We start from the raw sequence: 20,529 nt of genomic DNA, 5'->3' as shown, positions 1-20,529 counted from the left end.
CTTAATACCTTGTAAGGCCTGCCCCGTATGGCTCAATTAGCTTATGCCCTTTTTCGGGAGGGGCATTGCCTAGGCTGAGAAAATTTAAGCCAATAATTTTTTAATTTCCGCCAACCGGAATTCGCTGGTTAAGGTTTTGATGCGCAGGCTTAACGGCTTGTATTCTGGATTGTCTTTAATGAGTTCATCGAGTTTTTTATTCAACCCCAGCAAATCACCGATACGCACAAATGCCTGAAGTTTTTGTAACATCTCGGCAGGCGGCAATTGTAACGCCTCATCTGCCGCGATGCTCAAATCCGGCTCTTCGTTTTGGCAAATCCAAGTCAATCCTAAATGGAGTTTGAGTTTATAGAGCAAGTCGCCGACTTGGATGGGTTTTGCCAAAAAATCGTTGCAGCCGGCTTGGATAGCGGTCGCCCGGTCAGCCGGATAGGCGTTAGCACTAAGGACAATAATCGGTTTCAACAAGCCGTTTTTACGCAAATGTATCGCCGTTTCCGCCCCGCCCATGCCTGGCATGGTCAAGTCTAACAGTACCACATCGGGTTTATGGGTTTGGGCTTGGGTCAGGCATTCGTTACCGTCACTGGCGGTCAGCATAACAAAACCTAGGGGTTCCAGAATCGACACCATCACATCACGGTGTTCTGGCTGGTCGTCAACTACTAGGGCGGTTTGCCGCCGCCCACGATAGCCGGTAATGTTGTCTTGGGGTTCAGGGGCAGTGGCTGCGCCTAAATTAGGTAAAAACAGCCGCACGGTAAATGTGGAGCCTTTGCCGACAGTGCTGGTCACCGCCAAATCGCCGCCCATAATTTCCGCGAGGATTTTACTGATGGTCAACCCCAAGCCGCTGCCGGAAATGGCATTGCCGGTGGTGGTATTCAAGCGGGTGAAGGGTTGGAAAATAGCGTCCAATTGGCTAGGCTCTATGCCTTGCCCGGTATCGATAATCTGGAAATTTGCCACCCCGCCGCTATAACCTATGCGTAAGGTGATTTCCCCCGCTTGGGTGAATTTGACGGCATTGCTGAGGATGTTCATTAAAATTTGCCCGACCCGCTTTTCATCAGCCCGCACCCGCTGCGGTAAGGTGCTGAGTATCTGGCAGCGGAACGCCACGCCCTTATCTTCGGCTTGGACTTTGTAGATGCGCACCAAGTGTTCGATAAAAGCCTGAAAATTGATCGGCTCGTAGTTTAGCTCAAATTTCCGCGCTTCGATGCGGGCAATGTCGAGGATGTCTTCAATCAGTGCCGCCAAATGTTCACCGCTGCGTTTTAGGGTGTCCACGGCTTGGCGGCGGTGTTCGGGGATGCTGGGGTCTTTATGTAGGATGTATGAATAACCGATGATACTGTTTAAGGGTGTGCGGATTTCGTGGCTCATATTGCTTAAAAAACGGCTTTTCGCGCTGTTGGCAGTGTCGGCCATTTTAATGGCTTGCTCCAGTTTGGCATCGGTTTTTTTATGTTCTTCAATTTCGGTTAATAATAAATGCGTCTGCTTGCCCGTTTCTTCGTGGGCTACGCGGCGGCTTTCGTCATTTAAGATCAGCCACCAAGTACACAGGCCGATAAACACCATCAACGACGTGTAGACTTTGACAAAGTTAGCCAGAAGCAGTTCAAAAGCCTTTAGTGACGTTTCCGCCGCCAAGAGATCCTGATAATAAATGATGCCGATGAAAATGCTGGTCAGCACCGACAAAAAGCCAAACAGCAGGACGAAGCGTAACAGCCGCAAACGCGCGGTGAGATTCATGGCGGAAGGCATAAAGCGTCGGGCGAACAGTTCCAGATAATCGTCCAGCCGCGCCCCCGGTTTGCAGGCATCCAGACACCGGGCATCTAAGGTGCAACACAATGAGCATATACTGCCGTTGTAAGCCGGGCAATAGGCGATATCTTCATGCTCGAATTCATTTTCACAAATGCAGCATTGGTTATGGCTGCGGCGGTTCTGCTTATTGCGGTCACGCGCCAAATAGTGCTTGTGGCCAGTAAAATAGGCGATGCTGGGGACGAGGATAAAAGCCAGACTTAGCGAGATGAACGCGGAAAATGCTTTTGCGGCCTCGCCAAACAGACCGATATAGGCGAGTATCGACACCAGTGAGGCGACAAAGGTGGCGATAATGCCGACTGGGTTTAAGTCGGGCAGGTAGGCGCGTTTAAATTCGATGATGTCGGGGCTGAGTTTGAGTGGCTTGTTAATCAGCAATTCTGCCGCGACCGCACTGATCCAGGCGATCGACATATTGGAAAACAGCCCCAGGACTTTTTCCAAGGCGCCGAATACGCCAAATTCCATCAGCAATAAGGCAATCAGCACGTTGAACAGTAGCCAGATAACCCGCCCAGGGTGGCTGTGGGTAATACGCGAAAAAAAGTTCGACCAGGCCAATGACCCGGCGTAGGCATTGGTGACATTGATTTTTAGTTGGCTAATCACCACAAACAAGGTAGTCGCCGCTAAGGCCCATTCAGGGTTAGGAAACAATTCCTGATAGGCGATGAGGTACATTTGGGTCGGTTCGTGGGCATGTTCGGGGGGGATGCCGTGGCGCATGGCCAGATGCGCTAAGAGCGCCCCGCCCAATTGCCTGAGCATCCCAAAAATAATCCAGCCCGGCCCGGCGCTGATGGTCGCTAACCACCAGCGCAGTTTGTTGTCGGCGGTTTTTTCCGGCATAAAGCGTAAAAAGTCCACTTGTTCGCCGATTTGTGCGACCATCGAAAAGGCCACTGTGGTGGCGCTGCCGAACAACAGCCAATTAAAGCCTTGACCGCTACCGGCTATCCAAAAATAACTTTCTACCGTCAGCAAGGCATCTTGCTCGCGCATGACCACGGCGATATAGGGGGCGATTAACAATGCCAGCCATACCGGTTGCGTCCATAATTGCATCCGACTAATAGTGGTGATACCGAAAGTCACTAAAGGGATGACAATAACGGCGCTGATGACATGGGCGAGGGCAATGGGGATATGGAAATACAGTTCTAAAGCCAAGGACATGATCGAGGCTTCTAAGGCGAACAGGGTAAAGGTAAATGACGCATAGATCAGTGAGGTGACGGTGGAGCCGATATAACCGAACCCGGCACTGCGGGTGAGCAGGTCGATGTCAATATTGTAACGGGCGGCGTAATAGCTGATCGGAAAGCTAGTGATAAAAATTACCAGTCCGACAATTAAAATCGCCCAAAAAGCGTTGGTGAAGCCGTAATGTATCGCCAAAAAGCCGCCGATGGCCTCCAGCACCAAAAACGATGTCGAGCCGAAGGCGGTGTTGGCAACCTGAAACTCCGACCATTTGCGGAAACTGCGCGGGGCAAAACGCAAAGCATAGTCTTCCAGGCTTTCATTCGCCACCCAAGAATTATAATCGCGGCGGATTTTTGAGATGTTTTGGTAAATGTTTTTGTTTTTCATCGGCTGGTGTCGTGTATGTGCATAACCTAATCGTAAGCCATGGCTTAGATCCTCTAAGGGTTTTTATACTCAACGCGGGCAAATAGGTCGGATTTTTCTCTCTATCTCCTCATGAAACATGTTCTGATGGCAAGCGCAAAACCCATATATGGTGCAATATAAGATTTTGCTTTACCCAGTAGGCACGGTAATAAGCACGGTTCTACCCCAAACATCGTCGGGCAGTAGCCGCATTCAGGTTAAATGCTGAAGGGGTCTGATGTCCACTGTATAAAAAACTGATCTTACCAGCTATCCGTCAAATGACTCATGAGTCATTTGACGGATTGTATGTGTTGATGATTAGGGGTGGGGGTAAACTGAGGGGATAACTGTAATGGCTCAGGATGAAAGGAGGCGGATAACACGGAGCGACAAGCCTTCTGGGACTGGCATCTTGCTGGCTTTTGTAAGGTCAAAATTAAGCAAGGACTTGTGGCTTGTTGGAAGTAATGTGGGCAGGAAATAGCGGGATAAAGCAGTGCTGAGTGTAGTTAAAAGGTGCGTTTGGGCGGTTTTGCACTGGTAAATGGCATTAACGCCATTTACCAGCACGTTAGGATTTAATAGCTGTCTTTTGCAGCGGGTATTATTTCGGCGTATTTTGCTGAGACCAACAGAATACCTGCCACGGCAAGGTAACTGAACGCCACGGGCAACGATTGGCCGAAACCGATGGCTTCACCGTGCATCAGGCCAACAAACGTGCAGGCCGCAGCGGCTAAGGCAAACATTGCGGCTTTGACCAATTCCCGCTCAATAACAAAGGCGGCTATCGCGCCCAACATTAAGCCGCCCAGAATCGCACCGCCACCCAATACTTCCAAGCCATGATACAGCACCCCGACTTTGCCCAGTTTATCTAAGCCCAGTGTGGCGGCGCTGGTACCAGCCGCGCCTAGGGCATTATCAATCTGCAACTTGCCCCATGCAGCAAGGTTGGGCATTAAGGCCAAAATGATGGCGGGGGCATGGCTTCTTGGGGTTTCCTGAAAGGCTTGTGCACCGATCAACATACCGATGTACAGCAAAATAGGTGAGATGGCGACGACCGGGATTAGAGAGGCTATCAGCGCGATGATGCCTAGCCAAGACAGTACCAGCACGGTAACGCCGGTTGCCGCCGAGTAGCCTATACGTCCGCCCATCGATTTCCAGCCGGGATGGCCGATATAGACGGCGTTGATGAACGGGTTGCCCATCATGCAGCCGATCAGGCTAACCACGCCGTCGGCGCTCAGTACCCGTGTGGTGGGGTAGCTGTCGCCGCCCACGGCGGCGCTTTCCACGTTATCCATGGCTTCAACCAAATCATAAATGCCGAATGGGATAGCCGTCACCAGAATCACGCCCAAAAATTCAAACCCGGAAAAAACATGGCCTATGGCCGGAATAGGAAACGAGAAGCCAAAGTTGGTCAAGGATGCCGAGACATTCTCTAAGCTCATACCGCCGTAATTCAAGCCCATTAAGGTAGAGCACCATGCAATCAACGTCCCCACGGCAATCGCGACCAAACCAGCCGGAATGCCTTTGAAATAACGTACTCCGCCGAACCAGCTTGCTAAAATAATGGCGAAACACACCACGCCCACTACAGGGGTCATGAACATTTCTAAAGCCGGGCGTAACGATATAAAGGCGATAGACACCCCGGCCAGCGTGCCGAGCAATGCGGCGCGGGGGGTGATTTTTCGGATAATGGGCGCGATAAAGCCACCTACCATGAGCACAAAACTTTGGATGAACACCCATGCCAGACCCGCTTCCCAGCCTTTGACCGGATCGCCGGTATTCAGCGAAATCGGCAACATGATAACGAAAACCACCACAAACATGTGCGGTACGCTAATGCCTGAAGGCAGGGCGCAGACATCATCCCTACCCGTTTCTTTTGCCAGTTTGTAGGCCAGCCACGCATAGTAAATAGTGCTTAAAAACAGCATAAGCCCGGTTGCCGGAAGAATGCGCCCGAAAACCAGATCATCGGGCATTTTCAGTACAAAGCGTAATAGTCCGGTCAAGACTAACAGATTGACCAGAATATTAGTGCCAAAGCCGAAGTAAGCGTTCCAGTCTCCGGGTGTCCAAATGTTAACCTTTGATGTTGTCATGTTGCCCTCTGTTTTGGTAGGCCTAAAGTAAATTAGGGGGAGTGTATGTAAATCTTTAACTGAATTTTCAGGGTATCTGCTGGTTGCAAAATTTCCGAAGCGGGAATTTTTCGTGCCGGATATTTCATCCGGCCAGTGCCGCTAAAATACGTTGGGAATCCGTCACCCAACCAAATATCCCGCCTTGTGCTTTGATCATCCGTAAGCCGATTTCGTGAAATTCGGGGTTATAAGAGCCGCAGCAATCACCGGGTACGAGGCAACGGTAACCCCGGTCATTGGCTTCGCGTATGGTGGTGTGCACACAGACTTCGGTGGTTACGCCGCAAACAATCAGGTCTGCAATGCCGTTGGCTTGCAAAATGGCTTCAAACTCGGTCGCATAAAACGCCCCTTTGCCGGGCTTATCGATGACGGGTTCGCCCGCTTGCGGATAGAGAGCCGGGATAATGTCTTGCCCTGGCTCGCCACGGATCAAAATACGCCCCATCGGCCCCATTTCCCCTATGCGGACACTGGGATCGCCACGTTCCACTTTGGCCTTGTGGGCATCGGACATATCGGGGAGATGGCCTTCACGCGTATGGATGATCAACAGGCCTTTTTGCCTTGCCGCACGGAGTAAGGCTTTGCAGGGTTCAATGGCGGCTGACAATAAGGCAACATCATTGCCTAGGGATTCGCCAAACCCGCCCGGTTCAAGAAAATCCCGCTGCATATCAATGATGACAATAGCTGTTTTGGCTAGCTCAATGGTGATGGCTTCAGGTTCGGCATCAATTTCAATGGTTTGCATAACGGATCTCTGCATGGTAGGGAAGATGGCAGGTAAAATGCAACTATGTATACAACAAAGCAAGTCCCATACCTATTAGATAAACTGCCGCATATTTCTTGCAAGTTATTGTAAATAATTAGTAATTTCTAAAAATAAAAGGAGGGTAAGGATTTGATGGCGGAGTAAGCCTGCACAATTTCTGGTCAATAGGGTGTAAAAAGCGGTAATTTTGCACATCAATGTCGCACTTCTGGCTTAGGCAGGTTTTTCGGGGCACTTCAATATTCGGTGGTCGGATGTTATATACTCACCTATTAGGGCGCATAATAGGGCGACCTCTTAACTTTATTGATCTTTTGGGCATTGCTGGCAGATGCCTCTATTTTTATTAAGAACTGACATGACGACAGCAAAAGGCGCGGCTGCGCAACACATTTATGAGAAACTTCGTAACATGATCCTGAATTTTGAAGTTCAGCCCAATTCGCGTTTGACCGAAACCGAGTTGGCTAACTATTTTAATGTCAGCAGAACACCGATTCGGGAAGCCTTGCAGCGTTTGGCAAACGAAGGGTTGATTACCATCCGTCCCAAACAAGGCTGTTTTGTGCGGTCTATGGATTTGGAGGAATTTACCGATTACTACCAAATCCGCGTCAGTCTGGAAATGTTGTCGTTAGAATTGGCTTGCACCAATATGTCGGATGAGGCGTTAAAAAATTTGTGTAAAGTCTGGGAACAAGACACCGCCGAAGATGATGAGGGCAAAGCGGAGCGGGTAGCCGGCCTAGATGAGGCGTTTCATATCAAGCTGGCCGAAGGCGGCGGCAATCAAGCGTTAATGAAATTGCTGATCGACATCAACAACCGCATCCGCATCGTCCGGCGTTTGGATTTTACCGATCAGGAACGCATCAGGAAAACTTACGAAGAACATTACCGCATCCTCCAATATTTGTTAAAACGCGACATCCAAGCCGCGAAAAATGAAATGCTGCGCCATATCAAAAAAAGCGAAGAGTTCAGCAAAATGCTGACGATCATCCGCATGGGCATACGCAAAAATAACTGTTTTCCGTTTGCGGCCGTTAAGCCAGCGCAAGGTGGGGTGGCGTTTGATTGATGTTATTAGGATAGGCTCTTTGTGGGCATATCCTAACAAATTTAATCGCCAATAAACTGCACGGGCTTATGCCAATGCACCAAAACCAAACAACCGTCTTGGCTACTGACGCTATGTTGGGAGCCTTCGGGGTTATAAATGTAGCTGCCGGTCGCATAGATGCCCCGTTCGTCTTGTTGCGAACCGGACAGCACATAAATATGCTCGTCGCCGATATGCCGATGCAGGGGGACACAAGCGGCGGGTTGGTAACGGATCAGGCCGACACTGTAGCCGCTGTCGGTATCTTCGAATAAGGTACGCAACACTACGCCTTCGCGCAGTTGCCGCCAGTCCGCACTATCGCCTTCAATCATTTCGGGTGATAGGGTGAATGGTAGGGGAGTTTTTGGATGGGTCATGATAGCCTTGTCAGTAAGAAAGGGAATGGCTTTTTGGCGGTTTTTTTAAATTATAAGCCTTAATTTGCCTGCCTTACGCCTTATTTTGCAAATAATTCCGCCAGCCCCCAAACTGGGTAATATCAACCGATTTATCTAACGGATAAGGCTCGCATAAAAAACCATATTCACAACTGCCATCCAGCATTTCCACCGAGCCGATGCACAGCGGACTTTTGATGTTGCTGATAAAGTTTGCCCAGTTTTCTTTGGGCAGCTCCCATATTTCTACGTCGATGCTTTGGCCAGCGTGGTCGTCACGGACTAAGCCGGGGCGTTCCGGTGGGGCAATGGCTAGGGCGTAAAGCCGATATTTAGCGGCGGTGCGGGTGCTTGCATAAAAGCGGGCGCCTAAATTCAGCAATTGCGGATTTAGCGGTAAACCCTGCAAGTGTGCGCCGCAGACGGCTAGGCGTTGGTAGCGCGAGTTACTGGGTGTGGGCGGTTGCCCGCTGATGCCCGCAAAGCGTTTGGCAATGGTCAGCAAACGGTTATCAGATAAGGCGGTTGAGAACAGGGTAATGCCAAATGGTAGCCCGTTGGCGTAAAAATCGGCGGGTATCGCAACGGCGGCCAAGTCCAGCAGGTTCATATAATTGGTGTAGTAGCCGAGATTGCTGTTGAGGCGGATCGGGTCGGCTAGCACGTCTTCGATACGGTAAATGCGCGGTGCGGTCGGTACAACAATGCAGGATAAGCCTTGTAATAGCGTCGTGGTTTGACGTTTGAGTTGTTGCAAGCGATGCAGCGCATCAAAGGCGGCGATGGCGTTTTTGGTTTTTGCCGCCGCTAAGATTTCCAAGATGACCGGATGCAGTTGTTCAGGATGGGTCTCGATAAACGGGCGGATACCCGCATAACGCTCGGCAACCCACGGGCCTTCGTAGAGTAACGCCGCCGCTTCCAGAAACGGTTGGAAGTCGATTGCCACGACTTCGCCCAAGGTTTGTAGCTTGGCGACGGTTTGGGCAAATAAGGCTTGGCTTTCCGCGTCACCAAAAAAATTGAGCTGTTCCGGTTTGGGTACGCCAAAGCGCAGTTTGGCGGTTGCGCTGAGGTCGGCGGCCAACAACTGACGGTCACTACGCGCATAGCTGTCGTGGGCATCGTAAGCCGTGACGATGTCCAGCAGGTACTCTGCCTCGGCGAGGGTGGGGCTGAAAATCGACACGCAATCCAAACTTTTACAAGCGGGGACAACACCGCTGCAACTGAGTAAGCCACGGGTAGGTTTTAAGCCGACAATATTATTGAAGGCCGCTGGGACGCGCCCGGAACCGGCGGTATCTGTGCCTAAGGAAAAACTGACGATACTTAACGCTACCGCCACCGCTGAGCCGGAACTGGAGCCGCCGGAAATATAGTCAGGATTGAGGGCGTTTTTGCAAATACCGTAAGGTTCTGGTGAGCGGGTGCCGGTCAATCCGGTGGCAAATTGGTCCATATTGGTTTTGCCGATCAGCACAGCGCCTGCATCAAGCAGCCGTTGCACCGCAAACGCCGATGTTGCGGGCAGGTAGCTGAAACCCGGACAGGCGGCAGTGGTCGGCAGTCCGGCGCAATCAATATTATCTTTGACAGCAAAGGGGATGCCGTAGAGCGGCAGGTCATGCGGATTTAAGCCTTCGAGCTTTTTCGCCTGCGCCATCAACGTACTTTCGGCGTACAGGCTAATCCAGATATTGTGGTTTTTAAAATCCTTAACCCGTGCTAAGGTTTGCCGGATCACTGCCGATACCGTGGTTGTGCCGTCCAGATAGGCTTGTCTTAAGGAAAATAAATCCAAGGGTAAACAATCAGTCGATGTGTTCAAAATGATGTTCTCTGCGCTTAGGCGGTGATTAGGCTAGGTTGATGGGGATAGTGTTACGACACTGCCGCAATAAAGCTTGCCGAATCCGCGACTGCGCCAAAGACCCCGCCTTGCATTTTTATCATATTCAGTGCCGCCTGATGGTTGCCGGGGTCGGTCGCCGCACAACAATCCGCCAGCAATAGGCATTCATAGCCACGGTCATTGGCATCGCGCATTGTGGTATGGACACAGACATCGGTGGTGATGCCCGTTAAGACGATATTTTCTACGCCAAGATTGCGCAATAACAAATCCAAGTCGGTGGCGTAAAACGAGCCTTTGCCCGGTTTGTCGATAATCGGCTCGCCGGGTAGGGGGGCGAGTTCCGGAATAATTTCCCAGCCCGGTTCGCCACGCACCAATATCCGTCCGCAAGGGCCGACATCGCCGATACCCGCGCCAATTTGGCGGCTGCGCCATTGCTTATTCTTTGGCAAATCCGCTAAATCTGGCCTATGGCCTTCGCGGGTGTGGATAATGTGAAAACCCAGTTTGCGGCAGGTTTCCAGCACATGGCCTATCGGTCCGATAGGGGCGCGTGTCAGTGCGATGTCGTAACCCATTTTATCGACATAACCGCCTTCGCCGCAAAAATCGAACTGCATGTCGATGATAATCAGGCAGGTGTTTTCGGGCCGTAAATCGCCGTTGTAAGGGTAAGCGTAAGGTGTGCTGGTGACGTATCGGTTCATAGTGTGGTCTCATGGGTAGAGGTAAGCCCGCCAGATAGGCAGAAACTGGCGGCGTAACCGTTGCTTGTTGGGCGAAACGTGTTGTTATGCCTGCAAAGCGATGGGCAGGATAATTCTTGCCCGCCATTGTTGCATACAACAATAAATGCATTATCAATGCCAAATGGAGGGGCGCCTGTTAACGGAATTAAAATCATGCTAATGCGCAGTTAAAGCGGTGCTTGACGGGGATATTGGCGCAAATGTGGGGCTGGAGTTTGGTTGATATAGGTGCAAAGAAAGGATTTTTGCACTGGATTGGCCCGTACGGGGAGGCAACCGATGGATAAGGGTCGGGTAAGGTTCTGCGTGGTGTTATCGGAGCCGGAGTAAAAACAGGTTTTTTTACTCCGGCTCCCCATGGCATTTAATTGTAGAGGTGGAGGGTAGGGCATTTTGCCCTAGTGCTTAAGCGGCTATGTTATTGCCGATCATAGCCAAATTTTATAATCACAGGTGTGCCTTGGTTATGGATGATGACCTGTTTACGGGTTTCTTCGGGTTCTACTGCTGGCGCAGGTAAGGCGGCGGCGGGAGTTGGTGAAGCCATGGCTTTAGGGGCGGTAGCCATAGGTAAGGTCGTGGCAGGAACCGGCGGAGCAATAGTCGCAGGGGCGGCTATGGGTAAGGGCGCGGTAGGTAAGCTTTCTGCTTTGGGTTGGAGCGGCGGAATGGGTACGGTTTCTATTTGTACGCTCGGCATCCAGGTTGGCTGGGTGGCGGTTGCCGCCGCTTGCGCGGCAGTAGCTGGCGGTAAAAATTTCAAGCTATCCAGTAGATCAAAACACACGCTGCTGATGTTATCGGCTAAGGTTTCCTGCAATTTTTGGCTGCTGATTGAGGCGGGAGGTGCGGAAAAAGTCATTGCCAATTGCTCTGCCTGCTTAGGGTTGGCGTTAGCCTCTAAACGGCATTGGATAGGGGTGACATAGGCTTTTTGGAAACCTGGAGCGCGTGGGTCGGAGTTGCCGCTAGTGAAAGAAAATCCCACGGGAGTTTGATCGTATTTGCTGTCGCCAATTTCGACGGTTAAGGTATGCGTGTACGTTTGCCCGTTTCCGGTCTGGAGCGGAAAACGCCATTGGCTAAGGTTGGCAATGACGGCGGTACGCAACGCTTTGGTATCGGATAAGCCTAACTTAATGAGCGGTTGCTGGTTCAGTTGCAGATCAATCGCTTTGATCGCCGGTTTGTCCAGCGGTTCGGCGCTGACATTTACGCCCCCTATCAAGCCGAAAATGAGCGGCAAAAGCAAGATCGGTGTGGGTGTTTTCATGTGCGGGTTCCTATGGAAAGCTGGGGGTCGGGTTAAGCTTGGGCAGAAAGGCGCTAGTGTAACCTGACAGTATTTGCATAGCATACCGGATACACGCACGGGTTGGAAATACCGCTACACCGCCCTATCCAAAGACGCTGTATTGCCCGTTTTCCGTTGTAACACGCGCTACGATTGCTGGCAGCTACTGTATAAATCCTCCGGTTTTTCCGATATACGTCATTTAACTTATGAGTCAGATGACGCATTGTGCAATATCCGCATAAGTCAAATAATCTCTACCAGCCGTATCGCATGGCTACATCAAGTGCCGCTTGATGTATCAATCAACGCAAGCTTAAGATCAAAGGGGCTTAACATGAACAATTCAAGCAAGCATTTAGCAAAAATCCGTCAGGTCGGATGGTTGCCAATGGTGACTTTAACGGCTTTGGTGGCAGGTCATTCATCCGTATCCGAAGCTGGAGCAACGTTTAAAATTGATGATACCAAATGGATTAGTCTCGGGTTGGGGATGAGAACCAGTTTCTCGGCAGCTGAAGATAAGGCGGGAAATACGGGTGGCGATCCCAAATGGTCGACCGATTTCACGCTGAACAACCTCCGTTTGTATACAAACGGTCAAATCCATAAATATATCAAATTTACCTTTAACACGGAATGTCCGGGTTGTAATGGTCACGATAAAGCGGATATCCAGGTTTTGGACGGTATTGTCCAGTTTGAATTTAATCCCTACACCAATATCTGGGCGGGTCGGCAACTGGTGCCTGAAGGCCGTCTGGAAATGAACGGGCCATTTTACAGTGCGACCTATGAACCTTTTAAAGCCCCTTTCGAACCTTCTGATGCCAGTATTCAGGGTGTGATACCGGGAATGGATGCCGGTACTTATGGCCGTGATGAAGGTGTCAACTATTGGGGTGCGGCTTTGGACGGCCATTTGAAATATGTGTTTGGTGCCTTCCAGGGCTTAAAACACAATAAGACGGGCGCTAATGCCGATGGCAATCTGCTTTATGGTACCCGTATTGCCTATAACATACTGAATGCCGAAAAAGCACCCGGTTATTATTCTGGCGGTACGGCGTATGGCGGCGATGGTGATGTACTTACCTTCGCTGGTTTTGCCCAATATCAAGAAGATGGTGCAGGAACTGCCGCCAACGCTGGCAATTTCCTCCTGGCAGGTGGTGATGTTAAGTTTGAAAAAGTGCTGCCTAATAATGGCGTACTGACGATCAATACCGAATATAAAAACTTTGGCATTGATTATCACCACGGCTCTCCTGGTGCCAATGATCCGACCACTTTCTATGTCGGCGGCGGCGGCGGCGGTCTAACGAACGGATTCCAAGGTGACTCTGTCACCGGCAACCTGCTCTATCTGATTCCCCAAAAGGTGTGGGTAGGCCAATTCCAACCTTATATCATGTACACCCAAGTTAATACGCGCCAAGGTTATTCTGTTGGTGGTGTTAATGTTAAGCAAGACCAAAGTGAATATGAAGCCGGCATGAACTATATCATTGATGGCCATAATGCCCGTGTCTCCTTGTTATGGCAAGGCGGTGATTTATCCGGTGGTGGCGCAATTTATAACCCCAATGCCAACGGCACGTTTGTCAATGCGATCAAGCTTGGCGTTCAGGTGCAAATCTAATCCCATCGGTATAAATGTTAAGGAACAAGAACATGTTTAATACAATTGCAAATAAGTTCGCAAAGAAACGGCTTTTAGCGCCTATCGCCGCTGCGGCGATAGGCTTTTTCCCCGCCGCACACGCCGAAGACACCATTAAAGTCGGCGTGTTGCACTCCCTATCCGGCACAATGGCGATCAGCGAAACCACGCTGAAAGACACGATGCTGATGCTGATTGACGAGCAAAACAAAAAGGGCGGTTTGCTGGGCAAAAAACTGGAGGCGGTGGTGGTTGACCCGGCTTCTAACTGGCCTTTGTTTGCGGAAAAAGCCCGCGAGTTGCTGACTAAGGATAAGGTCGCGGCGATTTTTGGTTGCTGGACTTCGGTATCGCGCAAATCCGTGTTACCAGTCATTGAAGAACTGAACGGCATTCTATTTTATCCGGTGCAATACGAAGGCGAAGAGTCGTCAAAGAACGTTTTTTATACCGGGGCGGCGCCTAACCAACAAGCCATTCCGGCGGTTGATTATCTGATGAACGATTTAGGCGTTAAGCGTTGGGTCTTAGCGGGTACGGACTATGTGTATCCGCGCACCACCAATAAGATTTTGGAAGCTTATCTGAAATCGAAAAAAGTGGCGAAGAAAGACATTATGATTAACTACACGCCGTTCGGCCATTCCGATTGGCAAAGTATCGTTGCTGATATTAAGAAGTTCGGCTCGACTGGCAAGAAGACTGCTGTAGTGTCGACCATCAATGGCGACGCGAACGTACCGTTCTATAAAGAGTTGGGCAACCAAGGCGTATCGGCGGAAAACATTCCGGTCGTGGCTTTCTCGGTCGGTGAGGAAGAGTTGTCAGGTATCGATACCAAACCGTTGGTCGGCCATTTGGCGGCTTGGAATTATTTCATGAGCGTTGACACCACCAAAAACGCAGGCTTTATCAAGCAATGGCATGAGTATATCAAGAATCCGAAACGGGTGACTAACGACCCGATGGAAGCGCATTACATCGGCTTTAGTATGTGGGTGAAAGCGGTTGAAAAAGCCGGGACTACCGATCCTGATGCTGTTCAAAAAGCCATTATCGGTGTGGAATCCCCCAACTTAACGGGCGGTATGGCGAAAATGTTGCCTAACCACCATATCAGCAAACCGGTGTTAATCGGCGAAATTCAGGATGACGGCCAATTTGTCACCGTTTGGCAAACCAATAAGCTGATCGACGGTGATGCTTGGTCGGATTATTTGCCGGAAAGCAAACCGATTATTGCCGACTGGACCCCACCTATCAATTGCGGTAACTACAATACCAAAACCAAAAAGTGTTCCGGCCAAAACTATTAAGTTTGTCCGCTTAGCTTATAAAGTGCCGGTTGCGCCGCCTTAGTGCGGCGCAACCGGCTCACCCGCCCCAACAGCACAAGCCTAACCATTGGCAGGGGTAAACGGCCTGTTGTTACCCTGATAAGGAAAATACGATGAACATCCCTCCATTAACGCGCTTCCATCATGTGCTTGCGGTGCTGATGCTGGTATTTTCGCTGGCGGCGCACAGTGACCCCATTACCGCATCACAGCCTTGGCTGGATGCTTTAAATAGCCTTAAGCAAGGCTCCATGCCAGAGCGCGAACAGGCCATTATGCAGCTTGCCGAGATAAAGGACGCGCATAATTTGGCAATTTTGCAAGCGTTGCTGGATGGCCGATTATTTACCACCAAGACCGATACCAAGCTGGTTATCGGCATTGATAACCATCAGGGATTTGACATCAGCGATGCCGTCAGCGGTGCCGCCTTAGGTGCGGTTGACCATGATGCCCTGAGCAAAATCAATTTAACCAACAAAATGCGCGGCACGTTGCGCAAAATTATCGGCGAATTGGAATTAAGCGCGGATGACCCGGCTGTGCGGTTAGCGGCAGTCAAGGCTATGGCAAAGGAGGCTGATGATAGGGTCTTAGATTTGTTGCGTGGCCGCGCCGATAAGGAAGCCGACCCGGCGGTTAAAGAAGCCATTAAGGTGACGTTGTTATTGCAGGATATGGATAGCCCAGATAAAGCCACACGGATTATGGCGATAGAGGCTTTAAAGGCCAAGAACAGCCAAGAAGTAGTTAACCGCCTGAACGCGATGGTGGAAAAAGATGAGAGCGGCGAGTTTGTCGAGCCGGATGAGGACATCCGTAATTTGGCGAAAGCCGCCTTGATTAATATCAATAACCGCCTGCAACTGTACAGCTCGGTAGAAACGGTGTTTTTCGGACTCAGCTTAGGGGCGGTGTTAGTATTGTCGGCTATTGGCTTGGCGATCACCTTTGGGGTGATGGGGGTCATTAATATGGCGCACGGCGAGTTGATGATGCTGGGCGCGTATACCACTTATGTCATGCAGCAACTGATGCCCAACCATTTGGGCATTTCGGTGTTGCTGGCTATCCCCGCCGCTTTTGTCATTTCTGCTCTAGTTGGCATTGCCATAGAGCGGGGCATTATTCGCTTCCTGTACGGACGGCCTTTAGAAACCTTGTTGGCGACCTTTGGCGTAAGCCTGATTTTGCAACAAAGTGTGCGCTCGATTTTCTCGCCATTAAACCGCAGTGTCGCCACGCCTGAATGGATGAGCGGTTCGTGGCAAATCAATGATTTTTTGTCACTGACCTGGAACCGTTTTTACATTTTGGTGTTTTGTTTGCTGGTGTTTGTGCTGCTGTTGCAAATCCTCAAACGTACCCGCTTAGGTTTGGAAGTCCGCGCCGTGGCGCAAAACCGCAAAATGGCGAAGGCAATGGGCATACCCACGGCGCGGGTCGATGCCATGACCTTTGGCTTAGGTTCCGGTATCGCCGGAGTGGCTGGGGTGGCCTTAAGCCAAATCACCAATGTCGGCCCCAATCTGGGGCAGGCTTATATTGTCGATTCGTTCATGGTCGTGGTGTTCGGCGGGGTCGGCAATTTGCTCGGCACCTTGGTGGCGGGTTTCTCCTTAGGGATAGCCAATAAGTTTTTGGAGCCGTTTGCCGGAGCCGTGTTGGCAAAGATTTTGGTGCTGGTGTTTATCATTTTATTTATCCAGAAACGTCCGCGTGGCCTGTTTCCGCAAAAGGGCAGGGCGGCGGATTCTTAATATTGACTATGTGTTATCCCAAATAAGGTTCTGAATAAGGTTTTGATATGAAATTATTAACATTAGCAAGCCAGGATAAAACCTGCACCACCGTGTTGATGGCCTTGGCGGCGGTGACGTTTATCATCCCGCTATGCAATCTGCTGACCCCCGCCGATTCGCCGCTGCATTTTTCGGCTTATACGGTGTCGTTAATCGGCAAGTATTTGACCTTTGCCTTATTGGGCATGTCCTTGGATTTGGTCTGGGGCTATTGCGGCATTTTGGCGCTCGGTCACGGGGCGTTTTTCGCGCTGGGCGGTTATGCGATGGGCATGTACCTAATGCGGCAAATCGGTACGCGCGGCGTGTACGGCGACCCGTTATTGCCGGATTTTATGGTGTTCTTGAATTGGAAAGAGTTGCCTTGGTATTGGCTCGGTTTTGATCATTTCGGCTTTGCCCTGCTGATGGTGCTGTTGGCACCTGGGATATTAGCGTTTGTGTTCGGCTGGTTGGCGTTCCGTTCGCGGGTTACGGGCGTGTATTTGTCGATTATCACCCAAGCCCTGACTTACGCGCTATTGTTGGCCTTCTTCCGCAATGAAATGGGCTTTGGCGGTAACAACGGTTTAACCGACTTTAAGGATATTTTGGGCTTTAATATCCAATCTGAGGCGGTACGCTCGGTGCTGCTGTTCCTGTCCGGTTTTTCTTTAATCGGCGCATTTTTGTTGTGCCGCTGGATAGTCAACACCAAACTGGGGCGGGTCGTTACCGCAATCCGTGATCAAGAGTCGCGGGTGCGGTTTTTAGGTTATCGGGTGGAAATGTTCAAGTTATGGATTTTCGTCTTTGCCGCGATGCTGGCAGGCGTTGCCGGGGCCTTATATGTGCCGCAAGTCGGCATTATCAACCCCAGCGAATTTACCCCGCTCAATTCCTTGGAAATTGTCGTCTGGGTGGCGATGGGCGGACGCGGCACCTTATATGGGGCGATTATCGGTGCGGTGGTAGTCAATTACGGCAAAACGGTATTGACGGGATTAATGCCGGAAATCTGGCTGTTTACCTTAGGGGCGGTGTTCATCGTCATCACCTTATTATTGCCTGATGGTATCGTCGGCCTGTTGCGGCGGAAATTACAGGAGCAACACGCATGAAAACCTTTGCGGAAAATTTGTTTGGTGAAGATGATAAGTTGAAGTCTTCTGTTTTGGCGGATGGCGAACTGGACACCCGCCATGGGCCGATTTTGTATATGGAAGATGTCAGCGTCAGTTTTGACGGCTTTAAGGCCTTAAATAAGCTATCGCTCTACATTGATGCGGGTGAGCTGCGCTGCGTGATTGGCCCTAACGGCGCGGGTAAAACCACGATGATGGATGTGATTACCGGCAAGACCCGCCCGGATGTGGGATCGGTATTCTTTGGGCAAACCATTGACTTGCTAAAAATGGACGAACCGGCTATCGCCCAAGTAGGGATTGGTCGGAAGTTCCAAAAACCCAGTGTCTTTGATGCCTTAACTGTATTTGAAAATTTGGAATTGGCTTTAAAGGCCGATAAGCGGACATGGCAGACCTTATTTTTCCGGTTGAGCGGTGAACAGCGCGACCGTATCGGGGCAGTGCTGGAGACGGTTGGCTTGAGCGCGTTTGCTAAGGAGCGGGCGGGTATTCTCTCGCACGGGCAGAAGCAATGGCTGGAAATCGGCATGTTATTGATGCAGGAACCGAAAGTCATGTTGGTGGATGAGCCGATAGCGGGCATGACCCATCAGGAAATCGAGCGCACCGCCGAGTTGCTGTTATCGCTGCAAGGCGAGCGTTCTTTAGTGGTGGTCGAGCATGATATGGAGTTTGTCCGCTCGATAGCGAAAAAAGTCACCGTCTTGCATGAAGGTACGGTGTTGACCGAAGGCACGATGGACGAAGTACAAAACGACCCGCGCGTCATTCAAGTTTATTTGGGGGGCTAATGCTAAAAATTAACGCATTGCAACAATATTATGGCGAAAGCCATACCTTGTGGGATTTGGATTTGGACGTGCCGGCGGGCGCGTGTGTCTGCCTGATGGGACGTAACGGTGTCGGTAAAACCACCTTGCTGAAAGCCATTATGGGTTTGATTCCGGTCCGGGGCGGTACGATCACCTTGGACGGCGAAACGCTGGGCGACGGTAAGGCGGAAAAACGCGCCGAGCTGGGTATCGGTTATGTGCCGCAAGGACGGGAAATCTTTCCGTTATTGACGGTGGAGGAGAACCTGAAAACGGGTTTGCGTGCCGCTAGCAAGCACGGCATTAAAAAAGTCCCTGACCATATTTATGAAATTTTTCCGGTCTTAAAACAAATGCTCAGGCGGCGCGGCGGCGATTTGTCCGGTGGCCAGCAACAGCAATTGGCGATAGGCCGCGCTTTGGTGCTGAACCCGCGCTTGTTGATTTTGGACGAACCTACCGAAGGCATCCAGCCGAATATCGTCAGCGAAATTGGTGATGTCATTATTCGCCTCAACCGCTCACGCGGTACGCCCTTGCCCATGCCTAAGCCTAATCCCAATGATTTGGGCGAAGTGCATCAGGCGATTAACAAAATTAACCAAGAACTGGGGGTGACGGTGTTGCTGGTCGAACAGAAATTGCCGTTTGCCAAGAAAGTGGCGGATAGGTTTTGTATTATGGATAGGGGGCGCACCGTGGCGACCGGGGAAATGGAGGCGTTGAGCGAGGGGATGGTTAAGCAGTATTTGACGGTTTGATGGGTGAGGTTATTCTTTTTCTGCCTTATTAGTGGTAGTGTGTGCTGAGTCAGCTTATCAGGCAGTCACTATGGATTTCACAACGTTATTAGGTAAGAGGGCAGTAGGTCACGCCCAAGCAAAAGACTATTGCGATTGGGCGGAAGATTTATTGCTTCAATCCATTGAATCAGAAAGTATTGCGATATTAGCCAGCTTAGGGATGGAGCGCTCACCCGACATTTATGAGGTCAGGGCATACTTTGAAAAGTGTGTGGCGGAACTGGGTTGGACTATTCCAGAAGAGAAGCTTGCGATTCTTGCCTATGCCAAAAGCCTTTGTACACAGCTGTGTGATGGTACGCTTAAACCTAGGATTGGCCTGGGACACTTGCAATGTTTTTGGGATTTTGTCGATGATAACCCGCTTTATGGTATCTGGTATGATCTGGATGAGGATATTTGTTGGCTTGAACAAGGCGAACAATACTTTTGGAATGCCTGTTTAGCCCAAGAAAACAGTGATGGCTTCATCATTAAGGTGGCAAAGCAGTTTCTTGAGCTTTGTGAACTTGACCTGCCTGATAATTAATCACGGGTAAACCCCCGGCTCTGCCGGGGGACTCACAAAGTTTGACAATTACGGGAATCATCGAGAGCCTCCCAATCTGTGAACCGCCTAAAGTTCAAAAGATTGAGGAAGCAAACGATGAATCCAGCCGAAAGTTTAAAGCATACAAGATGGGAATGTAAGTACCACATAGTTTGGATACCCAAATACAGAAAGAAAAGCCTTTATAGGGAACTCAGGAAGCATTTGGGAGAACTCCTGAAAGATTTGGCTTTGCAGAAAGAGTGCAAGATATTGTAAGGGCACTTGGTGTCCGATCATGTGCATATATTGATCGCAATACCCCCCAAATATTCGGTGTCGCAGGTGGTTGGCTTTATCAAAGGCAAAAGTGCCATAGCCATAGCGCGTAACTATATGGGGCGGAGAAAAAATTTCACAGGACAAAGTTTTTGGGCGAGGGGCTACTATGTTTCGACTGTCGGCAAAGATGAAGAGGCCGTCCGTGAGTACATCAAGCATCAGGAAGAGGAAGACAAGCGAATTGAGCAACTGAGCCTATTTTAGAAGACTGCCACCCTTTAGGTGGCACACATTTTAACCCGCTTTGAGCGGTTCACATTTACAAGCCTCCGGCTCTGCCGGAGGTATTTTGACTT

At 50.4% G+C, this 20,529-nt stretch carries 15 protein-coding genes and 1 pseudogene; 9 read left to right on the top strand and 7 right to left on the bottom strand.

Annotated elements, in window-relative coordinates:
- Positions 1-84 precede the first annotated feature (84 nt).
- The 3 genes from AADEFJLK_RS04755 to AADEFJLK_RS04745 form a co-directional block, all read right to left on the bottom strand.
- The gene (locus AADEFJLK_RS04755; RefSeq protein WP_088617867.1) at positions 85-3,441 is read right to left on the bottom strand and encodes a hybrid sensor histidine kinase/response regulator; all 3,357 of its coding nucleotides are present in this window, start codon (positions 3,439-3,441) and stop codon (positions 85-87) included.
- 602 nt (positions 3,442-4,043) lie between these two features.
- A complete protein-coding gene (locus AADEFJLK_RS04750; RefSeq protein ID WP_103973463.1) occupies positions 4,044-5,594 on the bottom strand; it encodes a regulator in 1,551 nt (516 codons plus the stop codon).
- Positions 5,595-5,718: 124 nt separating this feature from the next.
- Complete coding sequence (locus AADEFJLK_RS04745; RefSeq protein WP_103973462.1) at positions 5,719-6,390, bottom strand: cysteine hydrolase family protein; 672 nt, start codon at positions 6,388-6,390, stop codon at positions 5,719-5,721.
- Between the two features lie 382 nt (positions 6,391-6,772).
- On the opposite strand from AADEFJLK_RS04745, the gene AADEFJLK_RS04740 reads away from it, so the two are divergent.
- Positions 6,773-7,495 carry a GntR family transcriptional regulator gene (locus tag AADEFJLK_RS04740; protein ID WP_103973461.1) on the top strand — a complete coding sequence of 241 codons (723 nt, stop codon included), beginning with the start codon at positions 6,773-6,775 and terminating at the stop codon, positions 7,493-7,495.
- Between the two features lie 41 nt (positions 7,496-7,536).
- Here the strand turns inward: AADEFJLK_RS04740 and AADEFJLK_RS04735 are convergent, their stop codons facing one another.
- The 4 genes from AADEFJLK_RS04735 to AADEFJLK_RS04720 form a co-directional block, all read right to left on the bottom strand.
- The gene (locus tag AADEFJLK_RS04735; RefSeq protein WP_103973460.1) at positions 7,537-7,896 is read right to left on the bottom strand and encodes a dimethylsulfonioproprionate lyase family protein; all 360 of its coding nucleotides are present in this window, start codon (positions 7,894-7,896) and stop codon (positions 7,537-7,539) included.
- A gap of 73 nt (positions 7,897-7,969) precedes the next feature.
- On the bottom strand, positions 7,970-9,748 hold the full coding sequence (gene atzF, locus AADEFJLK_RS04730; protein WP_103973459.1) for an allophanate hydrolase: 1,779 nt from the start codon (positions 9,746-9,748) through the stop codon (positions 7,970-7,972).
- A gap of 53 nt (positions 9,749-9,801) precedes the next feature.
- Positions 9,802-10,482 carry a biuret amidohydrolase gene (gene biuH, locus AADEFJLK_RS04725; RefSeq protein ID WP_103973458.1) on the bottom strand — a complete coding sequence of 227 codons (681 nt, stop codon included), beginning with the start codon at positions 10,480-10,482 and terminating at the stop codon, positions 9,802-9,804.
- Between the two features lie 460 nt (positions 10,483-10,942).
- Complete coding sequence (locus AADEFJLK_RS04720; RefSeq protein WP_103973457.1) at positions 10,943-11,797, bottom strand: hypothetical protein; 855 nt, start codon at positions 11,795-11,797, stop codon at positions 10,943-10,945.
- A 358-nt stretch (positions 11,798-12,155) separates the two neighbouring features.
- Here AADEFJLK_RS04720 and AADEFJLK_RS04715 point away from each other — a divergent pair, with 358 nt between their 5' ends.
- The 8 genes and pseudogenes from AADEFJLK_RS04715 (at position 12,156) to tnpA (ending at position 20,437) form a co-directional block, all read left to right on the top strand.
- Positions 12,156-13,460: a hypothetical protein gene (locus tag AADEFJLK_RS04715; protein ID WP_088618553.1), complete on the top strand. Its 1,305-nt coding sequence runs from the start codon at positions 12,156-12,158 to the stop codon at positions 13,458-13,460.
- Positions 13,461-13,492: 32 nt separating this feature from the next.
- On the top strand, positions 13,493-14,797 hold the full coding sequence (urtA, locus tag AADEFJLK_RS04710) for an urea ABC transporter substrate-binding protein (RefSeq protein ID WP_103973456.1): 1,305 nt from the start codon (positions 13,493-13,495) through the stop codon (positions 14,795-14,797).
- Between the two features lie 134 nt (positions 14,798-14,931).
- Positions 14,932-16,578 carry an urea ABC transporter permease subunit UrtB gene (gene urtB / locus AADEFJLK_RS04705; RefSeq protein ID WP_103973455.1) on the top strand — a complete coding sequence of 549 codons (1,647 nt, stop codon included), beginning with the start codon at positions 14,932-14,934 and terminating at the stop codon, positions 16,576-16,578.
- Positions 16,579-16,625: 47 nt separating this feature from the next.
- Positions 16,626-17,720, top strand: a complete 1,095-nt coding sequence (gene urtC / locus AADEFJLK_RS04700; RefSeq protein ID WP_088618550.1) for an urea ABC transporter permease subunit UrtC — start codon at positions 16,626-16,628, stop codon at positions 17,718-17,720.
- The gene (gene urtD, locus AADEFJLK_RS04695) at positions 17,717-18,538 is read left to right on the top strand and encodes an urea ABC transporter ATP-binding protein UrtD (protein ID WP_088618549.1); all 822 of its coding nucleotides are present in this window, start codon (positions 17,717-17,719) and stop codon (positions 18,536-18,538) included. Before urtC ends, urtD begins: the two co-directional genes overlap by 4 nt.
- Positions 18,538-19,320 (top strand): ABC transporter ATP-binding protein, encoded by a 783-nt coding sequence (locus AADEFJLK_RS04690; protein WP_103973454.1) that lies wholly within the window; start codon positions 18,538-18,540, stop codon positions 19,318-19,320. The genes urtD and AADEFJLK_RS04690 overlap by 1 nt, the downstream gene beginning before the upstream one ends.
- A gap of 70 nt (positions 19,321-19,390) precedes the next feature.
- Positions 19,391-19,891 carry a hypothetical protein gene (locus tag AADEFJLK_RS04685; protein WP_103973453.1) on the top strand — a complete coding sequence of 167 codons (501 nt, stop codon included), beginning with the start codon at positions 19,391-19,393 and terminating at the stop codon, positions 19,889-19,891.
- A gap of 117 nt (positions 19,892-20,008) precedes the next feature.
- A pseudogene (tnpA, locus tag AADEFJLK_RS04680) lies at positions 20,009-20,437 on the top strand (IS200/IS605 family transposase).
- Positions 20,438-20,529: the final 92 nt, after the last annotated feature.

The organism is Methylovulum psychrotolerans (assembly GCF_002923755.1).
GTDB classification, from domain to species: Bacteria; Pseudomonadota; Gammaproteobacteria; order Methylococcales; family Methylomonadaceae; genus Methylovulum; species Methylovulum psychrotolerans.
Note: the sequence above shows the minus strand (reverse complement) of the source record. Positions and strands in the feature narration are given on the sequence as shown.

Bases quoted from the DNA above. Each gene is read 5' to 3' on its own strand.
- AADEFJLK_RS04755 (WP_088617867.1), bottom strand. From the start codon at position 3,441: ATGAAAAACAAAAACATTTACCAAAACATCTCAAAAATCCGCCGCGAT.
- AADEFJLK_RS04750 (WP_103973463.1), bottom strand. From the start codon at position 5,594: ATGACAACATCAAAGGTTAACATTTGGACACCCGGAGACTGGAACGCT.
- AADEFJLK_RS04745 (WP_103973462.1), bottom strand. From the start codon at position 6,390: ATGCAAACCATTGAAATTGATGCCGAACCTGAAGCCATCACCATTGAG.
- AADEFJLK_RS04740 (WP_103973461.1), top strand. From the start codon at position 6,773: ATGACGACAGCAAAAGGCGCGGCTGCGCAACACATTTATGAGAAACTT.
- AADEFJLK_RS04735 (WP_103973460.1), bottom strand. From the start codon at position 7,896: ATGACCCATCCAAAAACTCCCCTACCATTCACCCTATCACCCGAAATG.
- biuH (WP_103973458.1), bottom strand. From the start codon at position 10,482: ATGAACCGATACGTCACCAGCACACCTTACGCTTACCCTTACAACGGC.
- AADEFJLK_RS04720 (WP_103973457.1), bottom strand. From the start codon at position 11,797: ATGAAAACACCCACACCGATCTTGCTTTTGCCGCTCATTTTCGGCTTG.
- AADEFJLK_RS04715 (WP_088618553.1), top strand. From the start codon at position 12,156: ATGAACAATTCAAGCAAGCATTTAGCAAAAATCCGTCAGGTCGGATGG.
- urtA (WP_103973456.1), top strand. From the start codon at position 13,493: ATGTTTAATACAATTGCAAATAAGTTCGCAAAGAAACGGCTTTTAGCG.
- urtB (WP_103973455.1), top strand. From the start codon at position 14,932: ATGAACATCCCTCCATTAACGCGCTTCCATCATGTGCTTGCGGTGCTG.
- urtC (WP_088618550.1), top strand. From the start codon at position 16,626: ATGAAATTATTAACATTAGCAAGCCAGGATAAAACCTGCACCACCGTG.
- urtD (WP_088618549.1), top strand. From the start codon at position 17,717: ATGAAAACCTTTGCGGAAAATTTGTTTGGTGAAGATGATAAGTTGAAG.
- AADEFJLK_RS04690 (WP_103973454.1), top strand. From the start codon at position 18,538: ATGCTAAAAATTAACGCATTGCAACAATATTATGGCGAAAGCCATACC.
- AADEFJLK_RS04685 (WP_103973453.1), top strand. From the start codon at position 19,391: ATGGATTTCACAACGTTATTAGGTAAGAGGGCAGTAGGTCACGCCCAA.